This is a genomic window from Streptomyces zinciresistens K42, assembly GCF_000225525.1.
GTDB lineage: Bacteria > Actinomycetota > Actinomycetes > Streptomycetales > Streptomycetaceae > Streptomyces > Streptomyces zinciresistens.
The window spans coordinates 25,310-37,867 of sequence record NZ_AGBF01000006.1; the positions used below are offsets into that span (position 1 = coordinate 25,310).

8 protein-coding genes are annotated in these 12,558 nt (G+C 71.3%); 1 reads left to right on the top strand and 7 read right to left on the bottom strand.

Features of this window, described 5'->3' with window-relative positions:
- Positions 1-45 precede the first annotated feature (45 nt).
- Complete coding sequence (locus SZN_RS03845) at positions 46-2,169, bottom strand: DNA gyrase/topoisomerase IV subunit B (protein WP_007491581.1); 2,124 nt, start codon at positions 2,167-2,169, stop codon at positions 46-48.
- A gap of 446 nt (positions 2,170-2,615) precedes the next feature.
- Between SZN_RS03845 and SZN_RS03850 the strand changes: the two genes are divergently transcribed.
- Positions 2,616-2,846, top strand: coding sequence for a DUF7455 domain-containing protein (locus tag SZN_RS03850; RefSeq protein ID WP_007491582.1), 231 nt, complete (start codon positions 2,616-2,618; stop codon positions 2,844-2,846).
- A 133-nt stretch (positions 2,847-2,979) separates the two neighbouring features.
- Here SZN_RS03850 and SZN_RS03855 read toward each other — a convergent pair whose 3' ends face one another.
- The 6 genes from SZN_RS03855 to SZN_RS03880 all read right to left on the bottom strand — a co-directional run bounded on the left by SZN_RS03855 (position 2,980) and on the right by SZN_RS03880 (position 12,456).
- Positions 2,980-3,819, bottom strand: a complete 840-nt coding sequence (locus tag SZN_RS03855; protein ID WP_007491583.1) for a S1 family peptidase — start codon at positions 3,817-3,819, stop codon at positions 2,980-2,982.
- A gap of 134 nt (positions 3,820-3,953) precedes the next feature.
- Entirely contained in the window at positions 3,954-5,492 is a 1,539-nt protein-coding gene (locus tag SZN_RS03860) for an RNA polymerase sigma factor (protein WP_007491585.1), read from the bottom strand.
- Positions 5,493-5,987: 495 nt separating this feature from the next.
- Positions 5,988-6,872, bottom strand: coding sequence for a FadR/GntR family transcriptional regulator (locus SZN_RS03865; protein WP_078508427.1), 885 nt, complete (start codon positions 6,870-6,872; stop codon positions 5,988-5,990).
- A gap of 163 nt (positions 6,873-7,035) precedes the next feature.
- Positions 7,036-9,207, bottom strand: a complete 2,172-nt coding sequence (locus SZN_RS03870; RefSeq protein ID WP_043728026.1) for an ABC transporter ATP-binding protein — start codon at positions 9,205-9,207, stop codon at positions 7,036-7,038.
- A 215-nt stretch (positions 9,208-9,422) separates the two neighbouring features.
- A complete protein-coding gene (locus SZN_RS03875) occupies positions 9,423-10,181 on the bottom strand; it encodes an NUDIX hydrolase (RefSeq protein ID WP_007491589.1) in 759 nt (252 codons plus the stop codon).
- Positions 10,182-10,686: 505 nt separating this feature from the next.
- Positions 10,687-12,456 (bottom strand): DUF4192 domain-containing protein, encoded by a 1,770-nt coding sequence (locus tag SZN_RS03880; protein WP_007491590.1) that lies wholly within the window; start codon positions 12,454-12,456, stop codon positions 10,687-10,689.
- Positions 12,457-12,558 lie beyond the last annotated feature (102 nt).

Below are 12,558 nucleotides of genomic sequence, written 5' to 3' on the forward strand. Positions count from 1 at the left end.
CCGGTACCTCCCGGCCTCGGGCCCCGCGGGGCGGCGCAGCACGCCCTAGGCGTCGATGCGCGAGCGGTCCAGGGTCGCCGCGGAGCTGGAGATGAACTCCTTGCGCGGTGCCACGTCATTGCCCATGAGCAGGTCGAAGACCCGCTCGGCGGCCTCCAGGTCGGTGAGGCTGATGCGCCGCAGCGTGCGGTGGCGCGGGTCCATGGTGGTCTCCGCCAGCTGGTCGGCGTCCATCTCGCCGAGGCCCTTGTAGCGCTGGATGGAGTCCTTGTACCGGACGCCCTTGTTCTGGAAGTCCATGAGCTTGTCGCGCAGCTCCCGGTCCGAGTACGTGTACACGTACTTGTCCTGCCCCTTCTTGGGCTGGACCAGCTCGATCCGGTGCAGCGGGGGCACGGCCGCGAACACCCGGCCCGCCTCGATCATCGGCCGCATGTAGCGCTGGAACAGCGTGAGCAGCAGCGTGCGGATGTGGGAGCCGTCGACGTCGGCGTCGGTCATCATGATGATCTTGCCGTAGCGGGCGGCGTCGATGTCGAAGGTGCGTCCGGAGCCCGCTCCTATGACCTGGATGATCGCACCGCACTCGGCGTTCTTGAGCATGTCGGTCACGGACGACTTCTGGACGTTGAGGATCTTGCCGCGGATCGGCAGCAGGGCCTGGAACTCGGAGTTCCGGGCGAGCTTGGCGGTGCCGAGCGCGGAGTCGCCCTCGACGATGAACAGCTCGCTGCGGTCGACGTCGTCGCTGCGGCAGTCGGCGAGCTTGGCGGGCAGCGACGAGGACTCCAGGGCCGTCTTGCGGCGCTGCGCGTCCTTGTGCTGCCGGGCCGCGATGCGGGTGCGGGCGGCCGCGACGGCCTTTTCGAGCACCACGCGCGCCTGTGCGGCGGCGTCACGCTTGGCGGACGTCAGGAACGCCTTGAGCTCCTTGGCGATCACCGTGTTCACGATGCGGCGGGCCGCCGAGGTGCCGAGGACCTCCTTGGTCTGGCCCTCGAACTGCGGTTCGGCGAGCCGGACCGTGACGACCGCGGTCAGGCCCTCCAGGGCGTCGTCCTTGACGACGTCGTCCTCGGCGACGCGCAGCATCTTCTTCGTGCGCAGCACCTCGTTCACGGTGGCCGTGACGGCCGTCTCGAAGCCGGCGACGTGGGTGCCGCCCTTGGGGGTGGCGATGATGTTCACGAACGACTTCAGGGTCGTGTCGTAGCCGGTGCCCCAGCGCATGGCGACGTCGACGCCCAGTTCCCTGGTGACCTGGGTGGGCGTCATCTGGCCGTGCTCGTCCAGGACGGGGACCGTCTCGCGGAAGGTGCCCTGGCCGGTGAAGCGCAGGACGTCGCAGACGGGCCTGTCGGTGGCCAGGTACTCGCAGAACTCGCTGATCCCGCCGTCGAAGCGGAAGGATTCCTCGCCCTTGCTGCCGCCCTCGCCGAGGCCGTACTCGTCGCGGACCACCAGGGTCAGGCCGGGGACGAGGAACGCGGTCTGGCGGGCGCGCTGGTGCAGCGTGGCCAGCGACAGCTTGGCTTCCTTGAGGAAGATCTGGCGGTCGGCCCAGTACCGCACGCGCGTGCCTTCGCGGCTCTTGGGGATCTTCTTGCCCTTGCGCAGTCCGCTGCGGGCCTCGAACTTCGCGTCCGCCCCGTCGCCGGTGAAGGCGCCGGGGACACCGCGCCGGAAGCTGATGGCGTGGGTGCTGCCGCCCCGGTCGACCTCGACGTCGAGCCGCGCGGACAGGGCGTTCACCACGGAGGCGCCCACGCCGTGCAGACCGCCGGAGGCGGCGTAGGAGCCGCCGCCGAACTTGCCGCCGGCGTGCAGCTTGGTCATGACGACCTCGACGCCGGACAGGCCGGTCTTGGGCTCGACGTCGACCGGGATGCCCCGGCCGTTGTCGCGCACCTCGACGGAGCCGTCGTCGTGGAGGATCACCTCGATGTGGTCGCAGTAGCCCCCCAGGGCCTCGTCGACGGAGTTGTCGATGATCTCCCACAGGCAGTGCATCAGACCGCGGCTGTCGGTCGAGCCGATGTACATGCCCGGTCGCTTGCGTACGGCCTCTAGCCCTTCGAGGACGAGCAGGTGCCGCGCGGTGTAGTTGGAACCGTCCCGGTCTGCTCCTGCCAGCAGCGCTGTGGACGGCACGGACGTCTCGGCGGTCACGCGGTTCGCTCCTCGCTGAATTTCAGTGGGCACCCTTGTGGGTAAGGGCACGGCGTCGGTCGCTGCTCAGAGGGTACCGAGCCCTGGTAGAGCCGTTGTCACGCCACCCTCGTCTGCACGCAGACTAGTCCAGAGTCGTATGAACGTTCGATCCCTCGTCGGAGTGAAGCACATATCACGTTCCCTTCGGGGCATGAACCATTTAGGCTCCGGGCACGTCCTCAAGAACAACCGGCAACCCAGCCGGAGGGACCGACCTATGACCGACAGCGCGAAACCGTAAGCACGACAGACACGCGATACGGCACATTCGCCGCCACACCGGCAGCAGCCACCCGGCCCGGGGAAAAAATTTCTCTCTGGGAGAAGCCGCGAGCGGGAACGTTTTGGGGCTGGTTGGATGTTGACCCTGGTACGACAGCTCGTCGAGCTAGAGAAGAGGCGACGTGACTACTGTTCTGACCCCCGCGAGCCCGCTGACGGCCGCTGACCGCTGCGACCGTTGCGGCGCCCAGGCGTACGTGCGCGTCGTCCTGCTGAGCGGCGGAGAACTGCTCTTCTGCGCCCACCACGGTCGCAAGTTCGAGCCGGAACTCAAGAAGATCGCCGCTGAGATACAGGACGAGACGGAGCGGCTCACGGCCGTTCCCGTGACGGCGTCCGAAGAAGAGCGCTGACAATCTCGCACTACGACGAGCCAGCTCCGGCACAGGCCGGAAGTCGGGCGGCCGACCCCGAAACCCAGGGTCGGCCGCCCGCCGCTCTTCCCTCTCCCGGGCCCGCCCCCGTCGGCGGCCGCCCGGCACGGGCCTATCCCCCGGACGCGCCCGTCCCCAGGGTCCGTACGACCTCGGACACCCGTGTGTAGACGCCGGGGCTGCCCGCCCGCCCGCAGCCGTTCCCCCAGGACACGAGCCCGATCAGCTTCCCCCGGGCGACCAGGGGCCCTCCGCTGTCCCCCTGACAGGCGTCCCGGCCTCCTTCGGGCGCCCCGGCGCAGACCATGCTGCCGGCCAGGTACGTGCCCTCCCCGCTCCCCGGATACGCCTGCTCGCACCGCGTGTCCGGCAGCACCTGCACGCGGGCGGCCCGCAGCCCGCGCGGATAGTCCCCGGCGCCCGTGGCGTCCCCCCAGCCGTAGACCAGCGCCCGTGTGCCCGCCTCGTAGGCGGCGTCCCCGGCGTCGGCCATCCCGATGACCGCCGAGGCGGGCAGGGGCCGGTCGAGGGAGAGCACGGCGAAGTCCCCCGCGTTGGTGGCGCTGTCGTAGGCCGGGTTCACCCAGGTGTCCCGTACGGGGATCTCCTCCCCCCGGTCCGACAGCAGGTCCGTACGGCCGGAGATCACGCTGAGGTCGCTCACCCGGCCCACCGGCGTGCCCAGAACCTCCGTGCTCAGGCAGTGGGCCGCGGTGAGCACCGTGGTGCGGCCGACCGCCACACCGACGCAGAACTGACCGGCCCGCGTACCCCCGAACCGGTCACGAGTGGACAGCGCCACGGTCCAGGGACTCTTCGACACGTCGACGGGGAAACCGCCGACGACGACGCTGTCGGCCGCCGCGGGGACGGCCGAGACCAGGGGTATGGCGGCCACCGCGGCCGCCAGGACCAGCGGCCGGGCCAGGGCACGGGCAAAGGGACGACGCATGACGCTCCTCACTCTCGGGTGGTCATGGAAGACCCAGAGTGATCCAGCCCGCCGCCCCCCGCACCCGCGCGGCACAGCACCCAGGCCCGGCCCCCTGGGAGGGGGCCGGGCCTGGTCTGTCGTGGTGGTGCGGCTCAGTCGAGGTAGTCGCGCAGCACCTGGGACCGCGACGGGTGGCGCAGCTTCGACATGGTCTTGGACTCGATCTGGCGGATGCGCTCACGCGTGACGCCGTAGACCTTGCCGATCTCGTCGAGGGTCTTCGGCTGACCGTCGGTGAGACCGAAACGCATGGAGACGACGCCGGCCTCGCGCTCGGACAGGGTGTCCAGGACGGAGTGCAGCTGCTCCTGCAGGAGCGTGAAGCTGACGGCGTCGGCGGGGACGACGGCCTCGGAGTCCTCGATGAGGTCACCGAACTCGCTGTCGCCGTCCTCGCCCAGCGGAGTGTGCAGGGAGATGGGCTCACGGCCGTACTTCTGGACCTCGATGACCTTCTCCGGGGTCATGTCGAGTTCCTTGGCCAGCTCCTCCGGGGTGGGCTCGCGGCCCAGGTCCTGGAGCATCTGGCGCTGCACGCGCGCGAGCTTGTTGATGACCTCGACCATGTGCACCGGGATGCGGATGGTGCGGGCCTGGTCGGCCATGGCGCGGGTGATCGCCTGACGGATCCACCAGGTGGCGTACGTGGAGAACTTGTAGCCCTTGGTGTAGTCGAACTTCTCGACCGCGCGGATCAGACCGAGGTTGCCCTCCTGGATGAGGTCCAGGAAGAGCATGCCGCGGCCGGTGTAGCGCTTGGCCAGGGAGACCACGAGGCGGAGGTTGGCCTCCAGCAGGTGGTTCTTGGCGCGGCGGCCGTCCTCGGCGATGATCTCCAGCTCGCGCTTGAGCTTGGGCGCGAGCTTGTCGGCGTTGGCCAGCTTGTCCTCGGCGAACAGACCCGCCTCGATGCGCTTGGCGAGCTCGACCTCCTGCTCGGCGTTGAGCAGGGGGACCTTGCCGATCTGCTTGAGGTAGTCCTTGACCGGGTCGGCCGTGGCACCGGCGGCGGCGACCTGCTGGGCGGGCGCGTCGTCCTCGTCCTCGTCGGAGAGCACGAATCCGGCGTTCTCGGTGCCCTCGGGCTCGTCGCCGGGCTTGGCGTCCTCGAGGACCTCGTCCTCGACGGCCTCGGCGTCGTCCTTCTTGCCCGCGGTCTTCTTCGCGGCCGTCTTCTTCGCGGCCGTGGCCTTCTTGGCCACCGCCTTCTTGGCCGTCGTCTTCTTGGCGACGGCGGCCTTCTTGGCGGGCGTCTCGTCCTCGACGACCGGTTCGGCGACGACGGGCGCCGCGGGCGTGGCGGTGGCGGTCGCCTTCTTGGCGGTCACCGTCTTCGCCGCGACCGTCTTGGTGGCCGTCCGCTTGGCCGGACTCTTCGCTGCGACGCTCTTTCGGGTGCGCTTGGGCTCCGCGGCACTGACCATCAGCGTCACACCCTCTTCCTCGAGGATCTGGTTGAGGCTGCGCAGTACGTTCTTCCACTGAGTGGCCGGAATCTGGTCAGCTTCGAAGGCCCGACGCACATCGTCGCCGGCGATCTGCCCCTCAGCCTTTCCCCGCTCGATGAGAGCCATGACAGAGACGGACTCGGCGATCTCCGGCGGGAGCGTACGGGATGTGCTGGCCGACACGAACAACCTCTCGGAACGTTGGAAAACGGCTTCCGGCCCCGTCCGGTGAGGACAGGAGCCGACCACCGGCCGTGGGGATGGGGCCGACGGTGCGGGCAGGGGCCGGGGAGATGCACAGCGCCTTGAACGGCGTCCGTATTCCCTCCGCGGCTGTCACCTCTTAGGTCATCGCGCTGTTTCGCCGAGCGTTACGCCCAATCTGCGTGGCCCGAGTCACATCCCGTAATCGATCAAAAGCGTTCAGATATGGACACAAGAGGTGGCCCCTCGTGGTGCTCCCGGCACGGTACGGCGCCTATGCGCCCGTCCGCCGTCCTGTAAGTACCCCTACCCCGCAGCACGGCCGCAATGCCCTGACGCACCGCATGTCCGCCCCGTAGCACCGTCGGACCCGCAGGATCCCTGCTGGATCCTGCGGGTCCGACGGGGAGGGTGCGCGCCGAGGGATGCCCAGGAGGGGGAGGCACCGCGCGGACGCGTCACCCGGGGGCGCGGTCAGTGCTCGCGGGGCGCGGGCACCACGCGCTCGACCTCGGGGTGGATCGTGAGCAGCTGCCGCATGGCCGTCTCGGCGGCGGCGCCGTCACCGGCGGCGAGGCCGTCGACGATCCGGCCGTGCAGCGCGAGCGAGGCGTCGTTCGGCCGGTCACACCCGGTCACCGGGCCGCCGGAGACGTGGAGGGCGGCCGAGACGATGCCCGAGAGGTGCTCCAGCATGCGGTTGCCCGCCACCTGGATGAGCAGGGCGTGGAACTCGGTGTCGGCGCGGGAGAACGTGAGGACGTCACCCTGTGCCATGGCGTGGCCCATGATCTCGACCATGTCGGCGAGCCGCTGCTGAATGTCGTCACGGCCGTGCCCGGCGGCGAGGCGGGCGGCGAGCGGCTCGATCGTCCAGCGCAGCTCGCTCAGCTCGCGGCGCTGGTCGTCGCGCTGCGGCCCGAACGCCCGCCACTCGATGATGTCCGGGTCCAGGAGGTTCCAGTCGCTGACGGGGCGCACGCGCGTGCCGACGTTCGGACGGGCACTGACCAGGCCCTTCGCCTCCAGCACGCGCAACGACTCACGGACGACGGTGCGGGAGACCTCGAAGCGCTGGCCGATCTCCTCGGGCACGAGCGGGCGGTCGGCGCCCAGGTCGCCGGAGACGATCATCTGGCCGAGCTGCTGAACGAGTTGGCCGTGCAGCCCGCGCCCGCGGCTGCCCGCGGTGCGGCGGCCGACACGCCCGAGTTCGGGGTCCGCACTCTCCCAGGCGTGGGCTCCGACGCGGCCGGCGACGGGCGCCTCGGCGTAGGGGTAGCGGTCGAGTTCGCCCGGTCCGACGAGTCCGGAGTCGGCGCGGGCGGCGGTCATCATGGTGTGCGCAAGGGTACTCACGAGTCCTTTGTCGGCGCCCTCTCCAACTCCCTTGAGGTCTTTGGTGAAAAGCACACGAAAGGGTGATCGCTCACCCCGTCGCAATTGACGCCTTATCGGAAAGAAATGGGCTTTCCCTGGGGAGTTGCGCGCAGGACGGGTCCAGCAACGCCAGATTCGGTCGTCATCGGACCCTGCTGCGCATCGTCGTCAGCAGATAGGCGCTGAGCAGAGCGGTGAGCGACAACGTCAGAGCGCCGCCCACGGGTTGGGCCACGACGCGCGCGACCGCCTCCACATAACGCTCTCCTCCGAAGGGCCACTGCGACAGAAGCAGCTCCCGCAGCCGCAGCGGAAACCCGGCCGCGGTGCGCACGGACGGTCCGTCGACGAGCTTCTGTACGAGGGGGACGACGACCACCGGTACGGAGACCACGGCGGCCAGCCCGGCCGTGGTCGAACGGAAGAGTCCCGCGGCGAGGACTCCGGCCCAGCCGCAGCCGACCACGAGCCCGATCCAACTCGCCCCCAGGGCGAGCCAGTCGGAGGGAACTTCGGCGAGCTCCCGTCCGTAGACGAGGTAGAGCACCTCGATGTCGCAGCCGAGTGTCAGCACGGCGAGCGCGACCGCGGTGACCGTCGTGACGAGGAGCTTCGCGACCAGCAGCCCCAGCCGTCGCGGCACGGTGCCGCGGTCGGCCGCCAGCGCGGGGTGGCGGAACTCGTCGCCGAAGGTGATCGCACCGAGCAGCCCCGCGCCGATCGCGGCGGGCGGCAGCGGCAGTTCCCGCGGCCACGCGGCCATCAGGCGCGGCTGCGGGGTGTGTCCGAGACGCGCCAGCAGTACGGCGGTGACGGCGGACACCAGAAGCACGATTCCGCATGTGACGAATCCGGTACTGACGCCTGTGGCGCGACGCAGTTCGTAGCGCAGGGGGCGCAGGGGGCCGGGAGCGGGGCGGACGGCGATCGGGGGCGGGAGATCGGGGAGCGCGTCGGCGGCGGGGACCGGCACCCGTGAACCCGCCGACCGCGGCGCCTGCCCGTCCGAGGACTCGCCCGACGGCTGGTCCGACAACTCGTTGGAGGGGTCGGCGGACAGTTCGGCGGGGGACTCGGTGGAGGGCGGGGTGACGGACAGTTCGGTGGAGGGCGGGGTGACGGACGGGGGGGAAGACTCGGCCGTGGAGGGCGGGGTGGCGGACCGGGCGGCCGGGTCGTCCGACGGCTCGGACGGGGACACGTCCGCCGTGGGGCGGTCGCCAGAGCGTGCCTGCGGTGTGCGCGCGGCCGTCTTCTGGGCGCTGAACCGCGCCGGACGCTCGTCCCGCTCGCCGGAGGCACCGCCCGCCGAGGCACCGCCGGCCTGCCCGCGCGCGACCGCGAGGTCACGGGAAGCGGTCGCGGTGGCCTTGGCGTCCGGCCGCCGCGACACCGCACCGCCCCGCGACTCGTCCGCGTCCTGGTCCGCCCCGGAGCGCGGCCCCATGTCCCCTGATTCGTCCGCGAGTTGATGTACGAGGATGCCGTGGCGGTGCGCTGTCTCGCCGATGTCGGCACAGGTACTGCCGTACACGGAGAGCCGGTTGCCGCTCTCGCGCACGACCTCGACGGAACGGTGCCCGGCCCGCGCCTCCTTGCCGAGCAGCGCGGCCAGACGCGAGGCGTGGGGGCTGCGGACGGCGACGCGGGGGCGCAGCCGGGTGCGGGCGAACTCGGCCGCGTCCTGGTCGGCGACGACCCGGCCCCGGTCCAGGGTGACGACCTGGTCGGCAGTGCGGGCGGCCTCCTTGGCGTCGGCGGTGGTCAGCAGGACGGTGCCGCCCTGGGCGGCGTGGGCGCGCAGCATGCCGTGCAGCCAACGGCTCTCGCGCGACGAGAGGGAGGTCGCGGGTTCGTCGAGCACGAGCGTGTGCGGGTCCGCGAGGAGCGCGCAGGCCAGGCCGAGGCGTCGGTCCATACCTCGCGAGAGGGTGCCGAGCCGTTCCTCGCGCAGACTCACCAGGCCCACCACCTCCAGGACCTCGTCGGCGCGCCGGGCCGGGACCCCGGCGGCGGCGCACAGCATCCGCAGATGGCCGCGTACCGTGCGCGAGGGGTGGCCGGGGACGTCCCCCAGGAGCACGCCCACCTCGCGCGAGGGGTGTGCGAGGCGATGCAGCTGACGGCCCCTGAAGTAGGTGACGCCACGGCCCCGTTGGAGTTCGAGCATGAGTCGGAGGGCGGTGGTCTTGCCCGTCCCGGACGCCCCGAGCAGCGCGGTGACGCGGCCCGCGCGCGCCTCGAAGGAGACGTCGTCGACGGTGGGAGGAAGTTCCTTGCGGGGTTCGCTGGTCAGTCCGATGGCCTGGATCACCCGCAGCAAGATAGCGCGCTATGTCCGTTTTTTCCGGTAGGGCTAGGCCCGTTGCCCCCTCCGCACGCCGGAGCGGTCGGATTCACGGAGAGGTCTCTGGCGGCGGATCAGGGGCAGATGGAGCAGACGGATGGGGGCAGGCGAGGGGCAGGGGACAGGTGGGCGGGTACAGCTGTGGATCCGCGGATCACCGAAGCCGCGCGTGACGCGTCGCGTCAGACTTCGGGTCGCAGCATCGGCGGGTTGAGCAGGGTCGCCCCGCCGGCCCGGAAGAGCTGAGCGGGGCGACCGCCCTGACGTGTGGTGGTACCGCCCGTGGGCACCAGGAAGCCGGGCGTGCCGGTCACCTTGCGGTGGAAGTTGCGCGGGTCGAGCGCCACGCCCCACACCGCCTCGTAGACCCGGCGCAGCTCACCGACCGTGAACTCGCTCGGGCAGAACGCCGTGGCCAACGACGAGTACTCGATCTTCGAACGGGCCCGCTCCACCCCGTCGGCCAGGATCTGCGCATGGTCGAACGCCAGCGGCGCGACCGGCTCGCCGTCCCGGGCGTGGCCGCCCCGCTGCAGCAGCTCCTCGACCGGCGCCCAGCGAGCGTTGCTGGCGTCGCCCCCGGCCCTGGGCGCGGGCAGGTCGGGCGCGAGCGCCAGGTGGGCGACGCTGACCACCCGCATCCGCGGGTCCCGTTCGGGGTCGCCGTAGGTGGCGAGCTGCTCCAGGTGAGCGCCGTTGTCCTGTACCGGGGCGGCGGGTTCATGGGCCCGCAACCCGGTCTCCTCGGCCAACTCCCGTGCCGCCGCCTGCGCCAGATCCTCGTCCGCCCGCACGAAGCCGCCGGGCAGCGCCCACCGCCCCTGGAAGGGCGCTTCACCCCTGCGCACCGCCAGCGCGCACAAGGCGTGACGACGCACGGTCAGCACGACCAGGTCCACGGTGACGGCAAAGGGCGGGAAAGCTGACGGGTCGTAGGGCATGCCGCGATCATAGTCGTCTGCCTGACGATAAACACTCCCTTCGCCGGGCTCATCGAGGACTGATCCATTTCGGCTCGAAATCCACTCCCGCTCGTCGCGATCTTGCCCGCTGCGGACCGTCGCCGCAGGTCACGCGTCCCGTCGCGCCGTCAGCCGCCGCCCTCGCCGGGGTGCGGCAGGTCGCCGGATGCGGGAGGGGTACACCTCCGGCGACGCGCCACTGCGGTGCTCGAACGGGTTGTACCCGGCATCCCTTCCTCCCAGTCGCCCAGTCGCCCAGTCGCCCTGCCGCTCCGGTCGACTCGGCACGGCGTGCAGGCACGTTGACGGTAGCGGCAGCTCACGTCCCGACTCCGGTCGTCCAACTGCCCCCCGTTCCGGCAGGGTCACGGGTGCGGACCGGGCAAAGCCGTTCACCTCCGTGGAGATTGACGTGGGGCGGCACGCGCTCCCTCCTCCGGCGCGGAGGGCGCAGTGGGGTGTGACTCGGCACCGGCGCGAGGTCTCACGCATCCCCCTCGGCACCGGGACCGGTACCGGCGTCCCCGGAACGCGCGCCATCCCGCTGCGCCCCATTCCGACGGGTGGTTCCTCCCTTGCCGGGCCCGCGTGTTGTCGTGCCCTTCGCGGTGCGTGAAGGCACCCCGCTCGATCGCTGTCCATGCGGGCGGACCCCGGCCGGTACCCGCGGGCGCGGAATCTTCGTGCCGCTCCTGCGGCCGGCGGCCCTCGCCGGACCCGGCTTGCTCCGGGGCAGGTCGCCGTCCCCGCCCGGACGGACAGCACCACCGTCGGCCGCTGCCCCTCCCGGCGTACTCGTCGCAGCCGGTGTCACGTCGAAGGCCCGGTGCTCCGGCTCACCGGGCCTCCCGCAGCCGTGTGCGGCTTCCCGGCCGCCGGGCTCCACGGCGGGCATGTCCGGCCCGGGTGTGCCGATACCGCTCTCGCCGGTCAGCACGCGGCCCGAGCGTTCCCTGCGCAGACAGCGGCGGATCGACTCGGGGTCAAGGCCCTCATTGCATGCCTGGTGCAGCAGCCGGGCGAACAGGTACTCGCTGTCGGCGCCCAGGGCCATGGCGAGCGCTTCGCGGGCCTCCAGGCCGTCGCCGGCGGACCACGCGACCCAGCCCGCGAGCGTGAGCGGCGCAGCGGCGTGCTCGGTGTACGGGTGGACGCAGCGCCGGGCCAGCGCTCGCCACAGACGCAGGGCCGGTGCGGCCTCGTCGCCCTCCATCCACTCGGCCACGCGGTCACGGACGGAGCGGTCCTGCAGTCCCAGAATCAGCCTCGCGGCCTCCTCCTGGTCGAGCAGGCCGTCGTCGCGCAGGTCCGAGGTGCAGATCGCGGCCACGGGCGGTGCCGCGGCGAACCGGCGCAGCATCCGCTCGGCCAGTTCCAGTGTCTCCTTCCCCACACCGGCCCGTGAGGCGTCGTCGAGGATCCGGGGGACGAGGGCCACGCCCGCGTTGTCCAGGGCGACTCGCTGGCCCACGACGGTGGAGGTCTCCAGCGGCATCAGGCGGGCCCGCAGCTCCCGCAGTGAGCCGCGCACCTGCACTCCGGCGTAGGCGGCGGCCGCCGCCAGGACGGACGTACCGGGCAGGCCCATGGGCCGTCCGTCCGGCGGGCAGCACTCGGCCCTGTCGCAGCAGTAGGACCAGAAGCGGCCGTCCGAGATGCACAGGGCCTCGATCACCGGAACGTCCATGTCGCCGCACGCGATGCGCAGCTTCTGCGCGAGGGGTCGCAGCCGTTCCATGACCTGTTGGCCCGATTCGCCCTCCGCCGGTTCGTGACAGAGGAAGGCGACCAACTGCTCGGGCTTGCCTCCCCTGCGCTCGCTGCCCGTGACGAGGCCCTGGGCGAGTTGCTGGGCCGCGAAGTTCCAGTCCTCGGCACTCGCGGGGATGCCGAGTCGCGCCCGGCCGCCGAACCTTCCGCGTCCCGCCACGTCGTGCAGGGCGACGAGCACGATGCTGTCCTCGGGGCGGTACCCGAGCAGGTAGGGCAGGGCGTCCGCCAGCTCGGCAGGCGTGCGCAGGGTGACCTGGTGCTCCGGGCCGTGGCCCTCGTAGGTCGAGCACCCGTACCGGTCCACGTGCTGGACCGGTACCGGGCTGCCGTCGGTTCCGCCCGGTGACCGGGGCCCACCCCGCGCCTCGTGGTCGTGTGGCGCACTGTTCGGGCTCGCCGTACGGGGGACGGAGGGCTGCCCGGCCGCGGTCATGGCGTCGTCGTCCTCGGGGGTTCCGGTCGCTTCGCTGTGGTTCGTCATGCGTCGACGATCTCGCGGAATCCAAAACTCCGCTTTGGCCTGTGGATAACCCCGACCAGGGACACGACAACAGTGCTCGGTGCTCGGTGCTCGGTGCACACA